Here is a 24,339-nt window from a genome sequence, read left to right on the forward strand (position 1 = left end):
TAGCAAAACAATTGCGTAACCTTGCTAGCGGTAACAAAAAGTGTTGGGTTTTGCACGAGTAATCCCAATATAAAGAAGGTTTAAAACAACAAGAGATTCAACGGATGAGCCACGCTATCTGTAATTTGATTGCTCAGGAACTGAGTGTTAGACCTGAGCAGGTCACTGCTGCTGTTAACCTTATTGATGATGGAAACACAGTCCCTTTTATTGCCCGTTACCGAAAAGAGGTGACGGGTGGGTTGGATGATACTCAGCTGCGTAACCTTGATAGCCGTTTATCTTACTTGCGTGAGCTTGATGAGCGTCGCCAAACCATTGTTAAGTCGATTCAGGAACAGGGCAAATTAACGACTGAACTGGAAGCTGAAATTCAGCAGGCAGACAGCAAAACTCGTCTTGAAGACCTTTACTTGCCTTACAAGCCAAAGCGTCGCACCAAAGGGCAGATCGCAATCGAAGCGGGTCTAGAACCGTTAGCCGATAAGCTTTGGAATGAGGCTTTGACTGAGCCAGAAGTCGAAGCTGCAAACTACATTGATGCAGACAAAGGCATTGCAGATACCAAAGCCGCTCTAGATGGCGCTCGCGCTATTGTGATGGAGCGAATTGCAGAAGATGCAAACTTACTAGAGAAAATCCGGGCTTACCTTAATCGTAACGCTGAACTTGTGGCGAAAGTAGTTGAGGGTAAAGAGCGCGAAGGTGAGAAGTTTAAGGACTACTTCGAACATAATGAAGCGCTGAGTAAAGTGCCATCGCACCGTGCACTTGCGATGCTACGCGGACGTAATGAAGGTTTCTTAACCCTAGCGATGAATGCTGATCCTGCGCAAGAAGAAGGCGTTCGCCAGCCTCACTGTGAGACGATTATCAGCGACCATTATGGCATTTCCCTGAGCAATTCACCGGCTGATACTTGGCGTAAGCAAGTCATTAGCTGGGCATGGCGCATCAAAGTTTCTATGCATATGGAAACTGAGCTCATGGGTGCGATGAAAGAACGCGCTGAGATTGAAGCGATTGAGGTTTTCGCCACTAACCTTAAAGACTTGTTGATGGCAGCACCGGCTGGCCCTCGTGCGACGTTAGGTCTTGATCCGGGTCTACGTACTGGCTCTAAAATTGCGGTTGTAGACTCTACAGGCAAGGTGCTAGCGACAGAGACTATCTATCCGCATCCACCACAAAAACAATATGATAAATCAGCTCAGATTGTTGACGCCTTAGTGCGCAAATACAACGTTGACTTGATTGCGATTGGTAACGGTACGGCTTCACGTGAAACGGATACGTTTGTTGCTGATCTGATTAAACGTGGCAACCTCAAAGTGCAGAAAATCATGGTTAGCGAAGCAGGTGCATCGGTTTATTCAGCGTCTGAGCTTGCAGCGAACGAGTTCCCGAATTTAGATGTGTCACTACGTGGTGCAGTGTCGATTGCTCGCCGCCTACAAGACCCGCTTGCTGAGCTGGTTAAGATTGATCCTAAATCGATTGGTGTGGGTCAGTACCAGCACGATGTAAGCCAATCCATGCTGGCCAAACGTCTTGATGCTGTGGTCGAAGACTGTGTGAACGCGGTGGGCGTAGATGTGAATACTGCATCACCAGCACTATTGACTCGCGTAGCGGGCCTATCGAGCACAATTGCGCAAAACATTGTTGATTATCGTGATGAAAATGGCCGCTTTGAAGCGCGTACCACGCTGAAAAAGGTCGCGCGCTTGGGGCCTAAGGCATTTGAGCAGTGTGCAGGCTTCTTGCGCATTATGGAGGGTAAGAACCCATTGGATGCTTCTTCTGTTCACCCAGAAGCGTACCCTGTGGTCAAAGCGATTGCTGAGAAAAACAGTAAAAATGTCAAAGCGCTGATTGGTGATACTCAGTTCCTACGCGGACTTCACGCTGTTGATTATACCGATGACAGTTTTGGTGTGCCGACGGTGAGCGACATCATCAAAGAGCTAGATAAACCGGGTCGCGACCCACGCCCTGAGTTTAAGACAGCCACATTCGCTGATGGCGTTAATCAGGTTTCTGATCTTGAACCTGGGATGGTGTTAGAAGGGGTAGTGTCTAACGTTGCGAACTTTGGTGCTTTTGTTGATATCGGCGTTCACCAAGATGGCTTAGTGCACATCTCTGCGCTGACGGACCGTTACGTTTCTGATCCGCGTGAAGTGGTTAAAGCGGGTGATATCGTCAAGGTGAAAGTGATGGAAGTGGATGTGCAGCGTAAACGTATTGGCCTTTCAATGCGTTTGACCGATGAGCCAGGGCAAGACAACCGAACTCAGCGTACAAGTGCTCCACGTGGTCAGCAGCGACAACAGCAAGGTGGTCAACGCCGTCGTGACGAGTCGTCCAGCGGTAATAGTGCGATGGGTGGTGCTTTTGCTGCTGCCTTCGCCAAAGCGAAACGCTAGCAACTTGGTGATCTAAAAATATAAATCCCCGTAGTAGCGATACTAACGGGGATTTTTTTCGGCATTACCTTATCGAACCAAGTGATACCAACCAGAATAAATATCTGATCATCTCTTTTATCCCGATGGGTATAACGACAAGGTACTACAACACCGCAATTACATCAGATGGGGGGTTAGGTGCCACGGCATCTCCGTAATGAAACTTAATCACGGTTCTGCGTTTAGCCATCATCCCTTCTGTTATCGCCGCATCGATTATGCGCCTCGGCAAGCGAAAGCGCATGGCGTAGCCTTTACCTTGATGTTCGCTATAACTTTCCAGTGCCAACAGTTGGAATAGCCTTTCGAGGGTGTCTTTCGGTTCTTCCTGAGAAACAGCAACTGCGCTACCACTTTCTTCCGTCTCATAGCTTGGGTGCTCTGAGGGGTCCCATGATGATCGCTTTCGCCGTTTATCGTCTGCTGTTACCTTTCGTTGTGCGTTACTCTTGGTCAATGCAATTGTCGGTACAATTGGCTCGCGGACTTTATTGTCACGCGCCGCTTGTTCCGTTTGCACATTAACCGATGGGGCGATGAGTGGAACACTTACGTTCGTAGGTGATACGAGCATTCATTAACCTCCTCACGCCCAACCTGAGAGTAGGGGCGAACCCTAGCAACTCCTTCGGTTAGTTTATTTATCGACCAATTAAGATAAATGTTTAGTGCAGATTTTTACTTTTTGCACATTGTTCACGTGTCACTTTAGCGGGTGATAAATTGGTGAACTTGTTGGCAAAACGTTTCGAGCTCAGTTATAAATGGCGCGTGAGAAGACTCGGTAAAAATGAAGCTATTGCTGCTTGGGGCAAGGGTATCGACGTCGCTGGCAACTTTGACGGGTACAAGGCCATCCAAACGCCCATAAAGACGAAGCAGTGGAATTGCTAGGTTTTCCAGCTCGCTGCGGTAGTCGATATCGGCTAACAGTTGCAAGCCCGTCAAAAGAGACGTTGGATTTGGTGTTGGTCGAGACAGTACGGCTTTCTTGAGTCGTTTGACATCCTGTCTTGCAGAGGGGCTCCCCATTGCCTGTAAGGCCATAAAACGTTCGATGGTTAGCTGGAAATCATCGACTAGCTGTTCGGTGAAAGCGCTAAGCACATTAGGCTGGATCCCTCGCCAAGGTCTTTGTGCGGCAAACTTGGGTGAACTTGCCACAGTAATCAACTTTTGTACACGCTGTGGATGATTCAGTGCAATATGTGTTGCCACTAAGCCACCTAAAGACCAACCGAGCCAGATTGCTTTCTCTGGAGCATGTTGTAGTACCTGCTCAGCGAGATGTGGCATGTCGTCAAAATATGACTGATGACTGTGACCAAAGCCTGGTAGATCAACAACATGGACACAGAAGTGTTGGCTAAGTGTCTCTACGGTTTGCTGCCACACCGCGCCATTCATCCCCCAGCCATGGAGAAGGACTAGGTCATTACCTTGGCCAGTTGATTGCCAATACAAAGATTCACTTTTGCTCTCGGTTTGTCGCACTTTTTCCATCCTTTCGCTTGCTACTCTAGCTACACAATCATCGAATACTGCTTCAATGGAGTGAGGTTATGTTAACTCAAAGGGTAGCTAAATACATCGCTGACCTGTTGCCTATGCACTGTGAGGTTTGTCATCTCCCGTTAGACAAGCTTTTTCCACAAAGTGGTATCTGTGTGCATTGCGCTCGATACTTTGCACCTACTGCACGTTGTCAACGCTGTGGGTTGCCGGCACCTTATAAGGTTGAAGAGTGTGGGCAATGCCTTAAGCAGCCTCCAAAATGGCAACGGCTTTATTGTGTTGCAGATTATCAACCGCCACTTTCTCAGTATGTGCATCGGCTTAAGTATGAGCGTCAGTTTTGGCAGGCCAACAAACTGGCTCGTCTGCTTACTCCTAGGATTGAAACCCCCGCTCAACTTATCACTTACGTTCCACTGCATTGGGGCAGGTATCTGCAACGCGGCTTCAATCAAAGTGAGTTAATTGCGATATCGCTTGCACGTCAACTCGACCTACCATGTAAGCCGCTATTTCGGCGCATTAGGGCGACGCCGCAGCAGTTAGGGTTAACTAAGGCAGAGAGGCGGAGAAATCTTCGCCTAGCTTTCACTTTAAATAGAGAGGTCTATGTTGAGCATGTCGCGATTGTTGATGATGTCCTCACTACCGGAAGTACGGTGCAGCATTTATGTGAATTACTGCTTGAAGCAGGGGTGAAAAATGTTGATATTTACTGCATCTGCCGTACTCCTGAGCCTGCAAGTTAGTATAAATTGACTAAAAGGCTAGATCTCTCAGTTTTCAGGAGTAAAATGGTCAACTAATAGCCTACAAAATTACTCAGGTATTCGTCGTGTCAAATACAATTACTATTACAGAAACTGCCCAAAAACACTTTGCTAACCTATTAGGACAGCAGCCAGAAGGCACAAATATTCGTGTATTCGTGGTTAATCCTGGTACTCAAAACGCAGAGTGTGGCGTGTCTTACTGCCCGCCAGAAGCGGTAGAATCTACCGATACTGAATTGGCGTTTGAGTTCTTCTCAGCATTTGTTGATGAGCTAAGCCTGCCGTTCCTTGAAGACGCTGAAATTGATTTTGTAACTGACAAAATGGGTTCTCAACTTACTTTGAAAGCGCCAAACGCGAAAATGCGTAAGGTTTCTGATGATGCGCCTCTAGTAGAGCGTGTCGAGTACGTGATTCAGACACAAGTTAACCCTCAGCTTGCAGGTCATGGTGGCCATGTAAGCTTAGTTGAAATCACAGACGAAGGCATTGCAATTGTTGCCTTTGGTGGCGGCTGTAACGGCTGTTCTATGGTTGATGTAACACTGAAGGAAGGTATCGAGAAAGAGCTTCTTCAGCAGTTTGAAGGCGAACTCTCTGCGGTACGCGATGCCACTGAACATGATCGCGGTGAGCACTCTTACTACTAAGCGAGACGATTTAAGCGAATGAAAAACATAGGGTTGGCAGCGTTGCCGACCCTTTTTTGTTTTCAAAACTGATAGATTTCTCATATATTAGGGACTGTTGTTGTTTCGAGCAAAGTTCGTGATGATAGCGAAACCCTAGAACCTTCCCTTGATGCAAAGGAGTCAGCTTGTGGCCAAACGGAACCCTCCAGAAGTATTGGCGAAGCAGACTGTCGCGCAATCGCGATTGTTTGCAATTGAAGCGTTAGATTTGCGCTTTAGCAATGGTGAGCACCGAACCTACGAACGCATGAAACCAAGTGGACGTCATGCAGTCATGATGGTTCCTGTTACCGAGCAAGGTGACATCTTGTTAGTCAGAGAATATGCAGCGGGCACAGAACGTTATGAACTTGGCTTTCCTAAGGGGTTGATCGATCCTGGTGAGACGGCTCAGCAGGCGGCTGAACGTGAATTGAAAGAAGAGATTGGCTATGGCGCTAAAAAGCTAACGCCGTTAAAAGAAGTCGTTCTTGCACCGTCTTATTTCTCGAGCAAAATGACCCTATTCATCGCTGAGCAACTATACTCAGAGCAATTGGAAGGTGATGAACCAGAACCGTTAGAAGTGGTTCGTTGGCCTTTGGCACAAGCTGAAGAGCTGTTAACGCACCTCGATTTTTGTGAAGCGCGCAGTATTACTGCGTTGTTACTCGCTCTACGAATCTTAAAAACATAATTAACATTTTCCTCAGTGATGTCGCATGAGGAAAGAGTAGGTAGAGCGCTAAGGATTTTGTATGCCAATGACAGAAGATCTCTCTCATCATTTGCCCGCAGTGATTGAAATTGCCCGCAGCGCAGGGCAGTTAATTCTCGATATTTACGAGAAAAAAGAGTACGAAGCTTTTACTAAAAGCGACGAAACACCAGTAACTAGTGCCGATATTGCGGCGCATAAGTTGATTGTTGAAAAACTCACTGAGCTGACCCCTGATATTCCGGTGCTATCGGAAGAAGCGGCGGATATCAGCTTAGATAAGCGTTCACAATGGAGCCGCTATTGGTTAGTTGACCCGCTAGATGGAACCCAAGAGTTTATTGCCCGCAGTGGTGACTTTGCGACTATCATTGCGTTGGTTGAAAATCACAAGCCAGTGATGGGGGTGGTCTACGCTCCGGTCTCTGGGGTGACGTACTACGCTTACCAAGGTAAAGGGGCGTGGAAAATTCCAGATTTAAGTGAAAGCGTGCGCATCAAAACGCATCAGCATGATGGCCCTAAAAGCCCGATCGCGATGGCGATTAGCCGTCGTCAAGATATCAATCGCATCACAAGCCGCATGAGCAGTGGTTGGAATTATGATTTAGTGCCACTTGGCTCAGCAGCTCTCAAAGCCTGTTTAGTTGCTGAAGGTGCAGTCGATTGTTATCTAAGACTCGGCCCAACCGGTGAGTGGGATACCGCCGCAACCCAGTGTATTGTCGAGGAAGCGGGTGGGCGCATTCTGAGTACCTTACTAGAGCCGCTTTCTTATAACGAGCGCGACACACTAGAGAACCCAAACTTTATTGTCTTGGGTGATGAGAACTTGCCGTGGGATGAGATTTTAAAGGTTAAGGATTAAAGAGCGAGAACGGACTGCGTCCTCGGGATCGCTGCGCTTCGAGAATCGAGACCGGACAGCGTCCTTCGAGTGGGGACGCAGAGTGAGTTGTGAACTGAACGAGTCTTTGATTTGAGGGCGTTGACAGGACTCGTTTCTAAAGAGCGATAATCGTTCGTCTCTCGTCTCTCGTCTCTCGTCTCTCGTCTCTCACTAAGCCTTCGAATACACATCTCTATCACCCAGCCAGCGGTCGATAATGGCGATGGCGTTTTGTGGGAAGTTATCGTGAATGTGGCGTGCAATACGCTGAACTTCGGGAATTAAGCGCTGATCACGGACTAAATCTGCGATTTTAAAGTCTGCCATACCTGTTTGCTTGGTGCCTAACAATTCACCCGGTCCACGGATTTCTAAGTCACGCTGCGCAATAATGAAACCATCGTTACTTTCGCGTAGAACACCTAAGCGTTTTTGGGCGGTTTTCGACAGCGGTGAATGGTAGAGCAGCACACAATGACTGGCGACACTGCCTCGACCTACACGACCACGTAGCTGGTGGAGCTGAGCTAAACCTAAACGTTCCGGGTTTTCGATAATCATTAAGCTAGAGTTAGGCACATCAACGCCTACTTCAATCACAGTTGTCGCGACCAAAAGGTGGAGCTTATTGTCCTTGAAGTCTTGCATCACCGCTTGCTTCTCGGACGGCTTCATTCGACCGTGTACCAAGCCAATCTTTACGTCTGGTAATTTACGTTGTAGCTCTTCAGCCGTATCGGCTGCCGCTTGTGCCTCTAGCACTTCAGATTCATCAATTAAGGTACACACCCAGTAGGCTTGTTTGCCCTCGTTAAGACAAGCGTTGCGTACTCGCTCGACAATATCCTCGCGCTTGGTGTCCGGAATGGCGACGGTTTGAATCGGCGTTCTCCCCGGTGGTAGCTCATCGATAACCGAAGTTTCAAGGTCGGCATAGGCGGTCATCGCTAGAGTGCGCGGAATCGGTGTCGCTGTCATGATTAGTTGATGAGGGTAAGCACCTTGCTTTTCACCTTTCTCACGTAGTTCTAACCGTTGATGGACACCAAAACGGTGCTGCTCATCAATAATTACTAATGCTAAGTGGTGGAACTCTACATGCTCTTGGAATAGGGCGTGGGTACCGACCACCATTTGCGCCTCACCATTGGCGATCTGAGCAAGCTCCGCTTCTTTGGCTTTACCTTTCAATTTGCCAGCCAGCCAGCCAACCGTGATGCCCATTGGTTCGAGCCACTGAGCAAAGTTAATCGCGTGTTGCTCCGCGAGCAGTTCTGTAGGAGCCATCAAGGCGACTTGGTAGCCATGCTCAAGGGCACGCAGAGCTGCAAGCGCTGCGACTAGGGTTTTACCTGAGCCAACATCTCCTTGAACTAGACGCATCATAGGGTGCGATTTTTCGAGGTCTTGTTCGATTTCACCTACCACGCGTGCCTGAGCATTGGTCGGCGAGAAGGGAAGTTGGTCGAGCAGTTGCTGTTTGAGCTTGTTGCAGGCTGGTAGCGGCAATGCTATGTCTTGCTGACCTTTGCTGCGCACCGCCAACATCGACAGGTTTTGTGCCAGCAGCTCTTCCATAATCAAACGGATCTGCGCAGGATGTTTGCCTTCATCAAACTGCTCTAAGTTGATATTCGGTGGCGGACGATGAATTGTGTGCAGTGCTTGTGCTAGGGTGATTTGGTGATCATACAGGCCATTCGGTAGCAGCTCTTGTACTGCCGCTTTGTCGAGTAACTCTAGTGCTTGCTCGGTTAAATTGCGCAGCGTCACCTGCCTTAAACCATCCGTCGTCGGGTAGACTGGAGTAAGCGTTTGCTCTACTTGGGTGCTTTGGTTCGGTGTGTAGAATTTATAATCTGGATGGACAATCTCTAGTCCGTAGCCACCACGCTTGATTTCACCATAAGCGTGAACGGTTTTACCTTCGGCGAAGTTGTTCTTCATTCCAGCAGTAAAATTGAAAAAACGCAGTGTGATGGTGCCGTTACCATCACTGATTTTCACTGACAGCATTTTACGTTTGCCAAACAAGGTATCAACACTCATCACCTTGCCTTGTACCGCCGCCCACAAACCTGCATGCAGTTTTACAATCGGGTAGATACGAGTGCGATCTTCATAGCGCAGTGGAAGATGAAAAAGGAGATCTTGAACGCTATTGAGCCCAACTTTGGCTAACTTCTCGGCTACTTTGGCGCCAACGCCAGTGAGAGAGGTGAGAGGAATCGCAGATAGCAGTTGGGACATGACACAGCTCGCTCGTTATTTTGAGTAAGTGACTCAGTGAGTTAGATAAGACCCTGTTAGTTAACCATTGGGCTGTGTTTTTGTACAGGAAAAAATCGAGTGAGAGATCGGGCTACGCCCGCGAGAACGCTTCGTTTGGGATTCTAGAACGGACTTCGTCCTATAGAACGCTGCGCTATGGAAAGCGTGATTGTTATTCGCCTTTGGAGAAACTAATTGTCATTCCATAGACTGACGAAGGAAGGAGTAGGGAATCTCCAGAAGTCTTCTACTTGCTTGAAGAGATCACCAACTCGTTCATCCCTCGTCTTGAGGATGACAGACGTTAGAGCAGCTATTTCTTCTGCATCTCTGCCCACCATTCGTCATCGGCGATGATCTGGCCTTGTTCGTCTAGTGGCGGGTAAGGGAGCTTTTTGCGCTTGGCGACTTTAGCTAGCACTGGATGGCCACGTTCGAACAGTAGGCGATGAATGGTTTCCTCTGGTACAGAGCTGACATTATTGTCGTACATGCCAGCGGCTTCGCGTTGACGCTGTGCTTCATAAAGAATGACTGCACTGGCTACCGATACGTTGAGAGACTGCACCATGCCTACCATAGGCACGATGATGTCCTGATCGGCAAGTTGCTTCGCTTTTTCAGAAGCCCCGACCTTTTCACTGCCGAGAATAATCGCAGTTGGTTTGGTGTAGTCAATTTCTCGAAAATCGACCGCAGTTTCGGATAGATTAGTGACGAGAACCTGCATACCTTGGGCTTTAAGTTCAGTAATAGCCTCGTCGATAGAGTCATGCGTTTCAACGTCTACCCAGTTACGAGCACCAGCAGAAGTATGGCTCAGTGTACGCATCTCATTTGGCCATACCGCGTGAATCTTGTGAATACCCGTTGCATCGGCAGTACGGATAACGGCAGAAACGTTGTTTGGCTTGTGAACTTCTTCCAGACAAAGGGTTAAATCAGCTTGGCGGGCCTTGAGGACTTGTTGGATACGATTGTAGCGTTCTAAATTCATAATCTTACACAAAAGAAAAGCCCTTGAAATGGTGATTTCAAGGGCGATTAAGTATTTAAATCAAACGGTTAGTTCTTGCGGCGACGAACTTTTAGCGTCTGTGGCATGGCTTTAATCTTACGCATAATGCCAGCAAGGTGAACACGATCTTTGGTCGTTAGCAGTACTGTCACTGTGTATAAGCGACCATCACGCTCTTCGGTTGAAAGTCCGTGAATGTTTGAGCCCGTTTTTGAAATAACATTTGTCAGCTCTGCGAGTGCACCTTGACGATTTTGAACGTCGACAGTGACTTCAGTGATGAACTCTTTGTCGTAATCATCAGACCATTCCACCGCCATGTACTTATCCGGCTCTTTCTGATAACCGCGTACATTCGGACACATCTCGCGGTGGACCACCAGACCTCGGCCCGGTGAAACGTGAGCGATAATGTGGTCATCTGGGATCGGGTGACAACAGTTGGCGAACGTCAGCAAAATACCTTCCGCACCGCGGATCGGCAGTTTCTTCTTACCGTCGTTATTACTTTCAACTTCTGTCAGCTCATCAGCATCGCCCAATAAGCGACGCGCAATGACAATGCTCATTAATTCACCAAGACCGATATCTGCCAGCAGATCGTCGATCGAGTCTACTTTTAGATCGGTCAGAACATGGTTGATGTTCTCTTCATCGATATCTGATAGAGAAAGTTCGCCCAAGGCATGGTTAAGCAGGCGGCGACCCAGTGTAATCGACTCTTCACGGCGCATAGTTTTCAGAACCTGACGGATCTTAGTACGAGCACGAGACGTCACCACGTAGTTGAGCCATGCAGCATTGGGGCGTGCCCCCGGAGCACTGATTATCTCAATCGTCTGACCGTTTTTCAGCGATTTACTCAGTGGGTAAGGGTTACGATCAACACGAGCACCGACACAGGTATTACCAACATCAGTATGTACGGCATAAGCGAAATCTACCGCAGTTGCGCCAACAGGCAGCTCGACAATGCGACCTTTTGGTGTAAAGACGTAAATCTCGTCTGGGAACAGATCCGATTTAACGTTCTCGATGAATTCAAATGAATTACCGGCGCTTTGTTGTAGCTCAAGCAGGCTTTGCATCCAACGTTGAGCTTTGACTTGCGCTGTTGTGCCTGTGCGCTCTCCGGTACCTTTATATGACCAGTGAGCCGCGACACCTTTGTCTGCCATTTGATCCATATCTTCGGTACGGATCTGAACTTCAACCGGTACACCATGAGGGCCAACCATTGAAGTGTGGATAGATTGATAGCCGTTCGCTTTTGGTACCGCGATGTAGTCTTTCATGCGACCCGGACGCGGCTTGTAGAGGCTATGAACCTGACCAAGCACTCGGTAACAGGTATCGGCATTATCGACTACCACGCGGAAAGCGTAGATATCCATAATGGTATGGAAGCGTTGTTCTTTGGTCTTCATCTTGTTGTAGATGGAGAAAAGGTTTTTCTCTCGACCAAAAACACGCGCTTTCAAGCCGACTTCTTCAAGGCGACCTTCAATCTCGTCATGAATACGTTGAATCATCTCCTTTCGATTACCACGCGCTGCTTTAACTACCTCTTTAAGAACGCGATAGCGGTTCGGGTAGAGCGCTTCAAAACCTAGCTCTTCGAGCTCAGTTTTGATGTTGTGGATACCAAGGCGATGCGCTAGTGGAGAATAGATTTCTAGTGTTTCGCGGGCGATACGACGTTTTTTGTCTGGACGAAGAGCACCGAGCGTGCGCATATTGTGCGTACGGTCAGCAAGTTTGATCAGAATAACGCGGATGTCTTGCACCATGGCAAGAACCATCTTACGGAAGTTTTCTGCCTGAGCTTCCTTGCGATCGCGAAACTTAAGCTTATCAAGCTTAGAAACGCCATCCACCAGCTCTGCAACGGTATTGCCAAATTGAGCTTCAAGCTCTTCTTTGGTGACTTCGGTATCTTCAATAACGTCGTGAAGAAGGGCTGCTTGTAGGGTTTCAATATCAAGGCGCATTTCAGCCAAGATACGAGCTACAGCAACAGGGTGGATGATATAAGGTTCCCCACTAGAGCGGGTTTGCCCTTCATGGGCATCTTTCGCTACCACATAAGATTGACGCAGAGCCTCAATTTGAGGCTCTGTTAGGTATTCTTGGGCAACGTCTTTGAGGCTATCAAATAGATACAAACTTTAGGCCCGGAAGATAGTTGTTGTGACGAGAAGGCTAATTAGCGGCTGTGAGCGATGCTGCTTACAGCTGCTAGTTCAGCGGCTTCTTGCTCTTGCTGCTCTTGACGCTCACGTGCATCAAGAATCTCTTTAGTGATAAGGCCTTCTTCGATTTCGCGTAGAGCGATAACCGTTTGCTTATCATTCTCTTCTGGCACTAGTGAATCTTTGCCACCAGTTTGCATTTGACGAGCGCGGCGTGCCGCAATTAGAACTAGGTCGAAACGGTTGCCAACTTTTTCAACAGCGTCTTGTACAGTTACGCGTGCCATGAGAACTCCAAATTAGTTAACTAAATTTTTGAATGACGAGAAATTATACAGGCTGACAGTTCCTAGTGTCTAGGATCTGTTTGTGTTTCCTGCTATTTACTCAGCTAAAAGCGCATCAAGCATGCCTTTATATTTAGCAGCTTGCTTGTCTTGCTTCAATCTTTCTGCGCGTATGATGGCTTTAAAGTCCATCAAGGCAGTGTCGAAATCATCGTTGATGATCACGTAGTCGTACTCAGCGTAGTGTGAGATTTCCGATTTTGCTTCCGCCATGCGCTTAGCAATCACGGCATCGCTGTCTTGTCCGCGAGCGTTAAGGCGACGCTCTAGCTCACCATTTGATGGCGGTAGGATAAACAGACTTTTCGCTAAAGGCATTTGTTCACGGATTTGGCGAGCACCTTGCCAGTCGATATCTAGGAATACATCAATGCCTTTGTCGAGGTTTTCTTCAATCCAAACCCGCGACGTGCCGTAGTAGTTGCCAAACACTTCGGCATACTCAAGGAACTCACCTTTATCAATCAGCTCTTCAAAGTGTTCTTTCTGTACGAAGTGGTAGTGAGCACCATCTTGCTCACCAGGGCGCATACCGCGAGTAGTATGAGAGACCGACACTTTCATCGCGTAGGTTGGGTTAGTTTCTAGCATGGCTGAAATCAGACTAGACTTTCCAGCACCACTTGGTGCAGATACGATATATAGAGTGCCTTTACCCATAGGTACGATCCCACATTTGGTTTGATAACTGTCAGTAGATAATACTGACATGTTTAAAGATAGCACTGACCACATAGAAACACCGAAGTGGTGAAATTTAGGCCAGAAAAATGGAGGCGAAGAGTAGCATAATTCGCCTATTTAGGACAACTTGCAATAACTGATTAGTTATCACAGTTTTCAGCCAGCAGAGTACTAAGACAATATTCAACAGATTCACCGCCTGAAGCAATCGTTTGCTATTGTTGTGTATTTAGCAGAGAAAAGCGTTGAGTTTTTATTCGAGATCCTTACAATCCGCGCAAACGATTAAATGCTGTATATGTCTAATAAAATGGATTGGACGTTTCTACCACTGAGCCTACCTTAGTGACTACAGTAGCTTATGCGCCTATCTCTTTTCGCAGCATTGAACCCGTTTACTGTTTACCCCACTTATAAAGGTTTCATTGTGAGTCTCGAATCAACTCTAAAAGCCCAGAGTCAGCCTGGTGTACTGGAATCAGTATTTAAAATTGCTGAGCGAAAAACAACCTTAGGTACCGAGCTGTACGCAGGCTTTATTACCTTCTTAGCGATGAGCTATATTTTGGCGGTTAACCCAGCCATTTTGGGGGGAATCCCTGGGATGGATAAAGGTGCGGTGTTTACAGCAACAGCACTGGCAGCGGCAATCGCGACTTTTATTATGGGTGTTTGGGGTAATTATCCAGTTATGCTCGCGCCTGGCATGAGTATGAATGGTTTCTTCAAAGGGATGCTACTCAGCGGCTCGGTTGCGCTAGTGTGGAATGAAGCCCTATTTGGCATCTTTTTATCGGGTGTGTTCTATCTCCTTCTTTCCCTGACTAATATTCGTAGATCTCTGATAGAGTCGATTCCTAACGATCTGAAGAACGCGATTACGGTATCGCTTGGTCTGTTTATCGCCTTTTTAGGTTTGAAGAATGCGGGCATCATCGTCGATAACAAGTTTGTCCTTGTCGGTATGGGTAACATTACTGAACCACAGGTGATCATCGCTTATATCAGTATCTTTATTGCCCTTGGTTGTATGGTGCGAGATATCAAGCTGGCGACGTTTATCTCATTTGTTAGTGCGATCGGTCTAACGTTGATTGCCGATATGGTGATGGGCACATCTAATGCGCCAATTCCTGAGCAGATAGTGACGGCGCCGCCAAGCATGGCGAGCACGTTTGGTGCCGTGTTTGATTTCTCTGGCCTAACCGCAGACAAGATGTTCGATCTGCTGTTTGTTGTGGTGATTTTCCTGATTGTCGACTTCTTTGATGGCATGAGCACGATAGTTGGTGTCGGCCGTGATGCAGGCATTATCGACAAAGATGGCAAAGTACCTAACGCTCGTTCAGCCCTAGTTGCGGATGCCGGGGGAACTGTGATTGGCTCGGTGCTCGGTACAACGTCAATTACTGCGTTCTCTGAGTCGGGTATTGCTTCTTCTCAAGGGGCGAAAACCGGTCTTGCGGCGGTTGTGGTATCAGGTCTGTTCCTTGTGTCGCTATTCCTATATCCACTATTTTCTATCTTCTCGGCAGCCATGGTTGCTCCGGCTATGGTTGTGGTGGGCATCTACATGATTGGTCGTTTAGGCCAGATTGATTGGGACAAGAAAGAGTCTCGTATTGCTGCGTTCTTTACCATCATGTTTACGGTTCTGAGCTTCTCTCCTGCCAACGGTATGGCGATGGGCTTTATCAGCTACGCATTTACTATGGTGGTTGCGGGTAAAGGTAAGCAGGTTCACCCAATTATCTATGCTCTGTCTGCGGTATTCTTAGCTTACTTGCTGCTGCTATAGTAAATCACAACTTAGAGAGCGGTTATCGGCTAAAGAATGACGACCGCTCACTTCTTTGTCATACATCTCGTGGTAAACTGGATGCCTATTAGTTTTTATCACGGATAGGGATTATGCCTTCCAATCTTCCTAAATCATTCAGCAAGCCATTTCTTAAAATCTTCCACTCATTAGAGGCTGTGCTGCTAGTGGCGATCACGCTTGCGACGCTGTTTGCGATGGTCGAAGAGTTTGTCCATGTCTTTACTGAAAAGCGCGTCCTGCTGACCGATATCTTGTTGATGTTTATCTATCTCGAAGTGCTGGCGATGGTTAAGCAGTTCGTGATGAACGGTAAGATCCCTGTGCGCTACCCAATCTACATTGCCATGATGGCGATCGCTCGATACATCACCTTAGGCATGAAAGAGTTGGATGCGGTATTGGTAGTTTGGCTTTCAGTGGCGGCGTTAATTTTGGCGGTAGCGACAATGGTGATTCGAGTGGGGCATCATTATTGGCCGTATATTGATAACAATACCGCCGAGAAAGATGAGTAAGGTTATCTGTCGGGCAGGATGAGGTAAAGAAGTGTAAAGTCTTCTCAAATCATATTGTTATTTTCTGAATGGCCGATTATCTTTTCATCAACCCCTTTGTGATGAGAGTGTGTGATGCTGCTTCGCTATACATCCACAATTTGTTTTTTGCTAAGCGCATTGCTATCCATTGTGCTGCTTAGTAGTGCAGCACAGGCGGAAGTCTCTTCTCATCACGTTTCCCCTCATCACACTTCTAACTCTGTCGTGCAGAAGATAGAGTTTGGTGGATGTGGTTTAGTATCAGCGACACCAACGACTGAGGTGGGTTGTTGCGACCCCGGCGGTACCTGTTTCGAGAAACAGTGCTGTTCTCATATAAACGTCTCAAACATTGCACTCGTTGAGACGAATGTTCGTTCTTATAGTTCCCCTTTCCGCTATGCGCTTGCAGTAAGTGCACCTATTAGTTACACCAGTGTAGAGATCCAATCTCTATACCGACCTCCAATCGCTTAATTCTTATTTCTCAGCAATTTATCGCACCACTATTCACACAACTTGCTTGTGTGCCTTTGATATCGGTGTAAGTAGCTTAGCTGTTTGCGCCACCCCGTGATGGGAATAAGAATATGAAACTTGAAATGATTTATGGCACGAGTATCCGTGCTACTTCCGCTGTTTGCTGGTCGACGTTGACTTCGCTTTCTTTGATGCAAGGAGGTCGTTATGCCGCATAAATATCTAACGACGTTTTTGTTTGTCTCAGTATGCCTTATTTGGGGTACGACTTGGTTAGCCATGGAGATTGCGGTAGCGACTGTTCCGCCAATTTTTGCTACGGGTCTGAGATTTTTGATTGCTTCGCCGCTGTTAGTGTTACTGGCGATAAAGCTGAAACAACCGTTGTTGTTCCCGAAAGGAAGGCAATTTTGGATGTTTGTCGTCGCTATCTTCTATTTTGCGATTCCATTTACCTTGATGATTTTTGGTGAGCAATACATCTCATCAGGTTTAGCTTCGATTATTTTTGCCAATATGCCGATTGCTGTGATGGTGACATCAAGTCTGTTTTTGGGTTTACGTCTGAGTAAGTTACAAATAGCCGGTCTACTGGTTGCGGTATTAAGTTTGGCACTGATCTTAGCGACCGAAATGACATTAGGTGGCGAAGACTATTTGCTTGGTTCACTGGCTCTTGGTGGCGCCGTCGCTATTCATTCTGTGATGTATGTGTTTGTGGAAAAGTACTGCCGTAGCACGCCTGTTCTGACCTATAACGCCATTCCAAGTTTGATTGCTTCGGTGTGCTTGTTGTTGGTTTCATTGTGGTTAGAGCAGCCACAGATTGCGGCATTTTCAGTAGACTCAATGGCGGCAGTGGCCTATTTGGGTGTTTTCGCAAGTGTCGGTGGTATTGTGGCCTACTTTAAGCTCGGCCAGGTGTCGACGCCGTTTACTGCCTCTATCTGTTTTCTCTTTTTCCCACTGCTCGCTTTGAGCCTATCCAGCTGGGTGGCGGGTAACAGCTTTTCGATGACATCTCTATTGCTGATGGTGCCACTACTGCTCGGTATTTTGGTGACCAAAGCGGAGCCATCTTTCTGGCGCAAACTTGGTTTTTGGCGCGCAAAACCACAGCCGGTGATTTGTGCTCAATGTGCGAAACGACTTAGTGTCTAGTTAGGACGTAGATATAAAAAAGCCCCGCTTTCAATAGCAGGGCTTTTATTTCAACTACATTGATTATTCAATGTTTTGGATCTGCTCACGCATCTGTTCAATCAGAACTTTAAGCTCAACACCAGATGCTGTGATATCTGTGCTGATTGACTTAGAGGCTAGCGTGTTCGACTCACGGTTAAACTCTTGCATCATAAAGTCTAAGCGGCGGCCACAAGCGCCACCTTTCTTCAGGATGTTGGTTGCTTCTTTTACGTGCGAGTCTAGGCGGTCTAGCTCTTCTGCCACGTCAGATTTTTGCGCTAGTAAGATTAGCTCTTGTTCTACGCGCGATGAGTCTAGCTCAACTTTCGCATCTTCAAATTTCGCGAACAGACGCTCACGTTGCCATTCTAAAATTTCAGGCATACGAGCACGCACCTTAACCACTTCTTCGGTGATCGCATCTAAGCGCTGGACGATAAGCGCTTTCATGTTTTCACCTTCACGGCCACGCGCTTCAATAAACTCGCTTACTGCTTCATCAAATGCACCGAGCAGATCCTTGTTTACCGCATCCATATCTTGCTCAGAGGTTTCCATTACACCCGGCCAGTTCATTACTTGGAATGGGTTTAGGCGGCTTTCTTCGCCAGTCATCTGCATTACTTGGTTAGCAGCGTTGATGACTTGTTGTGCTAGGTTTTCGTTGATGCTTAACTCGCCTTTTGCGGCTGGGTTAGCTTCAAAGCGCAGCGCGCATTCAACTTTGCCGCGTGCTAGGCGTTTACGAAAACGCTCACGCAGTACTGGCTCTAGGCCACGGAACTGTTCTGGTAGGCGGAAGTAGGTTTCAAGGTAGCGTTGGTTAACACTACGAATTTCCCATACTGCTGTGCCCCAATCGCCTTTCACTTCTTTACGTGCGTAGGCTGTCATACTGTAGATCATCGAATTTTCCTGTTTAATCATCTTTGAAAATAACGCGAGGCAATAGTAGCACAAATCTCGGATGGATAGCTTTGTAGAGCAAACTTCGCTATAATCCTGCTCCAACCAAAAACGTCTCCCCCTTCATATAAGGTAGATGCCCATGCGTCCAAACGATCGCAAGGCGGACCAAGTTCGCCCAATCAAAATTACTCGTAACTACACAGCTTATGCAGAAGGTTCTGTATTGGTTGAATTCGGCAATACAAAAGTACTTTGTAATGCGACCGTTGAAGAGAACGTTCCACGCTGGCTTAAAGGTCAGGGTAAGGGCTGGGTAACGGCAGAATACGGTATGCTGCCACGTTCAACGCATTCACGTATGCGTCGTGAAGCGGCAAGTGGTAAGCAAGGTGGTCGTACGATGGAAATCCAACGTCTGATTGCTCGTAGCTTACGCGCAGTAGTTGACCTAGAAGCAATGGGCGAAATCATGGTGACAGTAGACTGTGATGTAATCCAAGCGGATGGCGGTACGCGTACTGCGTCTATCTCTGGTGCGAGCGTTGCGATGGCTGATGCATTCCAACACTTAGTAGAGAAGGGCAAACTTAAAGCTAACCCAATGAAAGGCCACGTAGCAGCCGTTTCTGTGGGCATTCTAGGTGAAGATATTCTTTGTGACCTTGAATACACAGAAGACTCTGCAGCAGATACCGATATGAACGTAGTGATGACCGAAGACGGTCGCATGATTGAAGTTCAAGGCACGGCAGAGGGTGAACCATTCACCCACGCTGAGCTGATGAAGTTGCTCGAGTCGGCGACCAAAGGTATTACCGAGATCGTAGCCGCGCAGAAGGCGGCGTTAGAAAATTGATTTTTGTTAAATAGCTTCCCTTAAAAAGGAAGCTATTTTTTTATCAAGATTTAGTAAAGGCTAAGTTTTGACCTGTTTATAAACCGTCTAGAAAACTAGACCTTTTATTTAGAGAGAAAGTAATGAAAGCATACCAGCGTGAATTTATTGAGTTTGCACTAGAGAAAGAAGTCCTAAAATTTGGCGAGTTTACTTTAAAGTCTGGCCGTAAGAGCCCGTACTTCTTTAACGCTGGTCTTTTCAATACTGGTCGTGACTTAGCGCGTCTAGGTCGTTTCTACGCAGCAGCGCTAGCAGATTCTGCCATTGAGTTCGATGTGCTATTTGGCCCTGCGTACAAAGGTATTCCAATTGCGACGACAACAGCGGTAGCTTTAGCGGATCACCACGATGTGGATACGCCTTACTGTTTCAACCGTAAAGAAGCAAAAGATCACGGCGAAGGTGGCAACTTAGTCGGTAGCGCACTGGAAGGCCGCATCATGCTGGTGGACGATGTAATCACTGCAGGCACGGCAATCCGTGAGTCAATGGAAATCATCCAAGCAAATGGTGCTGATCTAGCGGGCGTTTTGGTTGCGATTGACCGCCAAGAGAAAGGTAAAGGTGAGCTGTCTGCAATCCAAGAAGTTGAGCGCGACTTTGGCTGCGCAATTATCTCAATTGTTAGCCTGACTGACCTAGTGACTTTCCTAGAAGAGAAAGGTACTGACGCTGAACATCTAGAAGCAGTGAAGGCTTACCGTGCTGAGTATGGAATTTAAGAGCGAACTTCGTCCTTTAGAACGCTTTGCTCCGAGAATCGGGAACGGGCTTCGCCTTTTGAGAGGTTAACTGTCATTCCATAGAGTGACGAAGGTGCGAGTAGGGAATCTCATTAAGAGTTCGATTCGCTTCAAGATATCCCCAACTCATTCGTTCCTCGTTCTTGAAGATGACGGGATTGACCTATTGAAACGAAAAGGGTTGACGCTTTCACGTCAACCCTTCTTTGTTCCATCTCTCTAGCTATCAACATCATCCTTATCACCATGGTGTGAGTTATCGTAAATCTCACGACCATCGCGTTGGGTTTTTAGCAGCGAAAGGTTCCACATATATTGCTCCGGATGTGGGCGAACCAAGTCTTCAATCGCTTGGTTCATTGCGCGAGCATCGGCCTCTTCATCGCCTGTTGGGAAGTTTTCAAGCGCAGGCAGGATATGAACTTCATACTTGCCGGTTTTATCGTTATAGGCAGGAAGTACAGGGACTACTCTCGCTTTTGACAAGCGAGCCATTTTACCGAAGCCTTTTAATGTAGCCTTCTCTGTACCAAAGAAAGGCACAAATACCGAGTTGGCTGGGCCAAAGTCTTCATCTGGCAGCCAGTATCCTAAGTAGCCATCTTTAATTGAGCGCACGAAAGGTTTCACCCCCGCTTCGCGGGCAAAGATACGACCACCATACTGCATGCGCTGAACCTGCATTAGCCAATCACCAATTGGATTGCGCTGCGGCTTCATAATAGTAGTCACCTTGTAGCCTTTGGCAGCGAGCATAACGGCAGGGTAATCTACAGCCCAAGCGTGTGGTGCTAGGATAATCACGTTCTCGCCCGCATCTAATAGCGGTAAGATATTTTCCTCTCCGATCATGACTCCGCGATTTTGGTTATGCTTGGTCGAGCGTACTAAAAATTCAGAGTAACCGAGTAGATACTGCGCCGCTTTTACGAACGTCTCTTCAAGGATTTGTTGGCGTTCTTGCTCAGATTTCTCAGGGAAACAGTATCTTAGATTTACGCGCGCACGACGTACTACGCGACCATTTTTTCGTACAGCGAACACCGATAGCTTGCGAGCTAGGGTATCGCGCAGTCGAAACGGGATAAAAGCAAACAGCGCGGCAAACAAGAGGCCTATCCAAGTTCCCCAGTGCTTAGGGTGGAGAAAAGACCACTCAAAGGTTGGGTTATGTAGATGCTTGTCTATGCTGTTTTTATCATTGGTGCTCATTCAGCAGGGCCTATGTTATTGATAACGTGAGTTAGTTAGTGTTTCGTCTGGTAGTGACTTAAAGCGTTTGTGTAGCCACATCCATTGTTCAGGAGCACGCAGAATAAGCTCTTCGACAAACTTATTCATATATGCCGCTGCAGCGGTTTCATCTTTTTTCGGGTAGTCAGGCTCAATATTTCTGTTGGCGATAATTTCATATTTCCCTTTGCCGTTTCTAAAACCTGAACCTGGGACAATGGCACATTTACTGGTGTAGGCAAGAATACTAGTTCCTGTTGTGGTACAGGCCTGTTCAACAGCAAAGAAAGGCACAAACACAGATTTGTTATGGCCGTAATCTTGATCGGGCAGATAAAACAGACGGTGTCCTTGACGCAGTACGCGAATCATCTGTTTCAGATCAGTACGGTAGATAAGTTTGTTGCCGTTGCGAGAGCGACCACGGTACTGGATAAACTCATAGGCAGCGTTACTATGTGGACGGTAAGCGCCATAACCTTGTAAACCTAATACACCAAAGGCACGTGCCGTTATCTCAAGGTTGAGTGCGTGTACGCAGCAAAGTAGAACACCTTTGCCTTGTTTATCAAGGGTTTTTAGCTCTTCAATATCTTTGGCAACGAGGATGCGTTTAAATCGCCAGGTTGGCCAAAACCAAGTGATTCCGGTTTCAATTAATGCCATACCGGTATTTTTGAAGTTTTCTTCGACAAGTTTTTCTACTTCTGATTGAGGCATCTCAGGAAAGGCCAATTCGAAGTTTCTTCTAGCTACATGCACGCGGGATTTACCAAGTCGCATGCCGACGTGGCCTATACTATGCCCTATACGTAATAACAGAGTGTAAGGCAGAATGTTGACAATCAAGGCAAGCAGTCCAAAGCCGAGCCAAACTCCCCAGTGTTTTGGGGACAGTAAGGAAAGGGTAAAAGGTGGCGGTTGATTGTACCTATCTTTACTCATAGCGATTACTTTATTTGTGCACTCAAAAGTGCCCAGTACTCTTCAAAGTTTGCAGTCGGTTGGTATTTAAAGTCTGAGCGAACAAATCGGTTTAGACTCCCTTCTACTTGACCAAGTAGTTGAGCAGCTAAAACTTTTTCATCAACAGGAAATGCCTTTCCTTCGCGCAGCATACGTTCACGTAAGATTTGACGGATGGACGTTTCTATGCGCTCAAACAGTTGATTAATACGGTCACGTAAGCGCTCATTTTCAAACATGAGTGCGTGGCCAGACAAAATCCGGCTCAGACCTGGGTTTCGCTCGGCAAACGCCAGAATCAATTGCAGTACTAAACGGATTCGAGTCAGAGTGTCTTTCTCTTCATCCAGAATTCGGTTAATGCGCGACATCAAAGACTCTTCAATAAACTCGATTAAGCCTTCGAACATGCGCGCTTTACTCGGAAAATGCCTGTACAGCGCGGCTTCTGAAACGCCAACTTGCTTAGCGAGTTTTGCGGTTGTAATACGTGAAGCGCCTTCGTTGGACTCCAGCATTTCAGCCAATGCTTGCAAAATTTCATCTCGGCGGTTGGTTTTTCTTGTTCCGGCCATGAACCTTTTTCCTTATTGTTACCATTCTGAATAAAGCTTTGGGCAAAATAGCGCAAAGCCAAACTATTTAGGTCTGCAGACTCTAATGACGATTCCAATTATCGCGAAGGGTTGTTCTTCTCGAGAATAAATATGAGCTTTACGCTTCTAGTTTTTTCGCGATTGTCATGATGATTTGCGCCGCAATTTGTTGCTTTGACGCAAGAGTAAGTGATTGCTTACCCTCTTTCCAGTATACGGTGATCGCATTGTCGTTGCTATTGAAGCCTTGCCCTTCAACAGAGACATCGTTAGCACAAATCATATCAAGATTTTTCTTGCTGAGTTTTGTTCGTGCGTAGTGTTCCACGTCTTGTGTCTCGGCGGCAAACCCGACTGTAAATGGTCGAGACTCATTAAGTGCTGCGACGGATGCGATAATGTCTGGGTTCTTCACCATGGTGATGGCCATCTGATCGCTATCATCGGTCTTTTTGATTTTTTGCTCTGCAATGGTTTTAGGGCGATAGTCTGCAACCGCGGCGCAGCCGATAAAGATGTCATGATTTTTTGCTTGTTCGATAGCAGCGTTATACATGCTTTGCGCACTGTCGACATCAATACGTTCTACACCTGCAGGCGTTGCAAGGGAAACGGGACCAGAAACGAGCGTTACTTTTGCTCCCTGTGCAGCCGCAGCTTGAGCCAAAGCAAAGCCCATTTTTCCAGAACTGTGATTAGAGATGTAGCGCACAGGGTCGATCGCTTCGCGGGTTGGGCCGGCGGTAATCACCACCGATTTTCCTTCAAGTGGCTTTTCTGCAAAAAAATGTTCACATCGCTCGACGAGCTGCATCGGTTCGAGCATGCGTCCAGGGCCCACATCCCCACACGCTTGTTCACCAGCTGCTGGCCCCCAAACCTGCATACCACGGCGTGCAAGGGTTGCGATGTTCTCTTGGGTGGCGATATTGCGATACATCTGCTGATTCATCGCTGGCGAAACCGCGATCGGTGAGTCGGTGGCAAGCACTAAGGTGGTGAGCAAATCGTTGCCCATGCCTGCACTCATACGTGCGATTAAATCAGCCGTTGCAGGTGCAAGTAAGACCAGATCTGCCCATTTTGCTAGCTCGATATGTCCCATCGAGGCTTCTGCAGCAGGATCGAGCAGGCTGTCAGAGACAGGTCTGCCAGAGACAGCTTGCATGGTCAGTGGGGTAATAAATTCTTTAGCTGCTTTGGTCATAACCACTTGAACCTGCGCGCCACGTTCAATAAGGCGACGAGTCAGTTCGGCACATTTGTAAGCAGCGATACCACCACTAATACCTAATAGGATCTTTTTACCTGCGAGTGTTTGCATGATGATCTTCCTTAAAATTTCTGCCCGTAAGATACCACGGCTGATATTTACGTGCCTAGAGTTAGCCGATGAGTTCTTAGCTTGGAAACTTGATTAGG

General features: G+C 47.2%; 23 protein-coding genes and 1 riboswitch. Of the genes, 11 read left to right on the plus strand and 12 right to left on the minus strand.

Annotation, left to right across the window (positions count from 1 at the left end; translation table 11 throughout):
• Positions 1-104: 104 nt before the first annotated feature.
• Entirely contained in the window at positions 105-2,429 is a 2,325-nt protein-coding gene (locus ZX61_RS07940; RefSeq protein ID WP_049844147.1) for a Tex family protein, read from the plus strand.
• Between the two features lie 145 nt (positions 2,430-2,574).
• On the opposite strand, the gene ZX61_RS07945 is transcribed toward ZX61_RS07940, so the two are convergent.
• Both ZX61_RS07945 and bioH read right to left on the minus strand, forming a co-directional pair.
• The gene (locus ZX61_RS07945; protein ID WP_049844148.1) at positions 2,575-3,045 is read right to left on the minus strand and encodes a hypothetical protein; all 471 of its coding nucleotides are present in this window, start codon (positions 3,043-3,045) and stop codon (positions 2,575-2,577) included.
• Positions 3,046-3,179: 134 nt separating this feature from the next.
• Positions 3,180-3,974, minus strand: coding sequence for a pimeloyl-ACP methyl ester esterase BioH (gene bioH, locus ZX61_RS07950; RefSeq protein WP_049844149.1), 795 nt, complete (start codon positions 3,972-3,974; stop codon positions 3,180-3,182).
• Positions 3,975-4,033: 59 nt separating this feature from the next.
• Between bioH and ZX61_RS07955 the strand changes: the two genes are divergently transcribed.
• The 4 genes from ZX61_RS07955 (at position 4,034) to cysQ (ending at position 7,016) form a co-directional block, all read left to right on the plus strand.
• Entirely contained in the window at positions 4,034-4,735 is a 702-nt protein-coding gene (locus ZX61_RS07955; protein ID WP_049844150.1) for an amidophosphoribosyltransferase, read from the plus strand.
• Between the two features lie 86 nt (positions 4,736-4,821).
• Positions 4,822-5,409: a Fe-S biogenesis protein NfuA gene (gene nfuA / locus ZX61_RS07960; RefSeq protein WP_049844151.1), complete on the plus strand. Its 588-nt coding sequence runs from the start codon at positions 4,822-4,824 to the stop codon at positions 5,407-5,409.
• A gap of 169 nt (positions 5,410-5,578) precedes the next feature.
• Positions 5,579-6,127: an ADP compounds hydrolase NudE gene (gene nudE, locus ZX61_RS07965; protein WP_049844152.1), complete on the plus strand. Its 549-nt coding sequence runs from the start codon at positions 5,579-5,581 to the stop codon at positions 6,125-6,127.
• A gap of 61 nt (positions 6,128-6,188) precedes the next feature.
• Positions 6,189-7,016, plus strand: a complete 828-nt coding sequence (gene cysQ / locus ZX61_RS07970; protein ID WP_049844153.1) for a 3'(2'),5'-bisphosphate nucleotidase CysQ — start codon at positions 6,189-6,191, stop codon at positions 7,014-7,016.
• Positions 7,017-7,208: 192 nt separating this feature from the next.
• Here cysQ and recG read toward each other — a convergent pair whose 3' ends face one another.
• From recG to gmk, 5 genes are all read right to left on the minus strand, one after another.
• Positions 7,209-9,287, minus strand: a complete 2,079-nt coding sequence (gene recG / locus ZX61_RS07975; RefSeq protein WP_049844154.1) for an ATP-dependent DNA helicase RecG — start codon at positions 9,285-9,287, stop codon at positions 7,209-7,211.
• Positions 9,288-9,621: 334 nt separating this feature from the next.
• Positions 9,622-10,305, minus strand: coding sequence for a tRNA (guanosine(18)-2'-O)-methyltransferase TrmH (trmH, locus tag ZX61_RS07980; RefSeq protein WP_049844155.1), 684 nt, complete (start codon positions 10,303-10,305; stop codon positions 9,622-9,624).
• A 68-nt stretch (positions 10,306-10,373) separates the two neighbouring features.
• Entirely contained in the window at positions 10,374-12,491 is a 2,118-nt protein-coding gene (gene spoT, locus ZX61_RS07985) for a bifunctional GTP diphosphokinase/guanosine-3',5'-bis pyrophosphate 3'-pyrophosphohydrolase (protein ID WP_049844156.1), read from the minus strand.
• 41 nt (positions 12,492-12,532) lie between these two features.
• Entirely contained in the window at positions 12,533-12,805 is a 273-nt protein-coding gene (rpoZ, locus tag ZX61_RS07990) for a DNA-directed RNA polymerase subunit omega (RefSeq protein WP_004410883.1), read from the minus strand.
• 96 nt (positions 12,806-12,901) lie between these two features.
• Positions 12,902-13,525, minus strand: coding sequence for a guanylate kinase (gmk, locus tag ZX61_RS07995; RefSeq protein ID WP_049844157.1), 624 nt, complete (start codon positions 13,523-13,525; stop codon positions 12,902-12,904).
• A gap of 296 nt (positions 13,526-13,821) precedes the next feature.
• Positions 13,822-13,921: riboswitch (purine riboswitch) on the plus strand.
• 55 nt (positions 13,922-13,976) lie between these two features.
• Between gmk and ZX61_RS08000 the strand changes: the two genes are divergently transcribed.
• The 4 genes from ZX61_RS08000 (at position 13,977) to ZX61_RS08010 (ending at position 17,548) form a co-directional block, all read left to right on the plus strand.
• Positions 13,977-15,347, plus strand: coding sequence for an NCS2 family permease (locus ZX61_RS08000; RefSeq protein ID WP_049844300.1), 1,371 nt, complete (start codon positions 13,977-13,979; stop codon positions 15,345-15,347).
• A 113-nt stretch (positions 15,348-15,460) separates the two neighbouring features.
• Complete coding sequence (locus tag ZX61_RS08005; RefSeq protein ID WP_004416804.1) at positions 15,461-15,886, plus strand: phosphate-starvation-inducible protein PsiE; 426 nt, start codon at positions 15,461-15,463, stop codon at positions 15,884-15,886.
• Positions 15,887-16,000: 114 nt separating this feature from the next.
• Positions 16,001-16,384, plus strand: a complete 384-nt coding sequence (locus tag ZX61_RS23650; RefSeq protein WP_082173433.1) for a hypothetical protein — start codon at positions 16,001-16,003, stop codon at positions 16,382-16,384.
• A gap of 210 nt (positions 16,385-16,594) precedes the next feature.
• Positions 16,595-17,548, plus strand: a complete 954-nt coding sequence (locus ZX61_RS08010; protein WP_049844158.1) for a DMT family transporter — start codon at positions 16,595-16,597, stop codon at positions 17,546-17,548.
• A gap of 63 nt (positions 17,549-17,611) precedes the next feature.
• Here ZX61_RS08010 and ZX61_RS08015 read toward each other — a convergent pair whose 3' ends face one another.
• Positions 17,612-18,478, minus strand: a complete 867-nt coding sequence (locus ZX61_RS08015; protein WP_049844159.1) for a YicC/YloC family endoribonuclease — start codon at positions 18,476-18,478, stop codon at positions 17,612-17,614.
• 142 nt (positions 18,479-18,620) lie between these two features.
• On the opposite strand from ZX61_RS08015, the gene rph reads away from it, so the two are divergent.
• Both rph and pyrE read left to right on the plus strand, forming a co-directional pair.
• Complete coding sequence (gene rph, locus ZX61_RS08020; RefSeq protein WP_004410877.1) at positions 18,621-19,337, plus strand: ribonuclease PH; 717 nt, start codon at positions 18,621-18,623, stop codon at positions 19,335-19,337.
• 122 nt (positions 19,338-19,459) lie between these two features.
• Entirely contained in the window at positions 19,460-20,101 is a 642-nt protein-coding gene (gene pyrE, locus ZX61_RS08025; RefSeq protein WP_049844160.1) for an orotate phosphoribosyltransferase, read from the plus strand.
• A 240-nt stretch (positions 20,102-20,341) separates the two neighbouring features.
• On the opposite strand, the gene lpxM is transcribed toward pyrE, so the two are convergent.
• From lpxM to coaBC, 4 genes are all read right to left on the minus strand, one after another.
• Complete coding sequence (gene lpxM / locus ZX61_RS08030) at positions 20,342-21,334, minus strand: lauroyl-Kdo(2)-lipid IV(A) myristoyltransferase (protein ID WP_049844161.1); 993 nt, start codon at positions 21,332-21,334, stop codon at positions 20,342-20,344.
• A gap of 15 nt (positions 21,335-21,349) precedes the next feature.
• Positions 21,350-22,300: an LpxL/LpxP family Kdo(2)-lipid IV(A) lauroyl/palmitoleoyl acyltransferase gene (gene lpxL, locus ZX61_RS08035; RefSeq protein WP_049844162.1), complete on the minus strand. Its 951-nt coding sequence runs from the start codon at positions 22,298-22,300 to the stop codon at positions 21,350-21,352.
• Between the two features lie 5 nt (positions 22,301-22,305).
• Entirely contained in the window at positions 22,306-22,896 is a 591-nt protein-coding gene (gene slmA, locus ZX61_RS08040) for a nucleoid occlusion factor SlmA (RefSeq protein WP_004743839.1), read from the minus strand.
• 139 nt (positions 22,897-23,035) lie between these two features.
• On the minus strand, positions 23,036-24,241 hold the full coding sequence (gene coaBC, locus ZX61_RS08045; RefSeq protein ID WP_049844163.1) for a bifunctional phosphopantothenoylcysteine decarboxylase/phosphopantothenate--cysteine ligase CoaBC: 1,206 nt from the start codon (positions 24,239-24,241) through the stop codon (positions 23,036-23,038).
• Between the last annotated feature and the right edge of the window lie 98 nt (positions 24,242-24,339).

This window comes from Vibrio sp. VPAP30 (assembly GCF_001188205.1).
Lineage (GTDB): Bacteria > Pseudomonadota > Gammaproteobacteria > Enterobacterales > Vibrionaceae > Vibrio > Vibrio bivalvicida.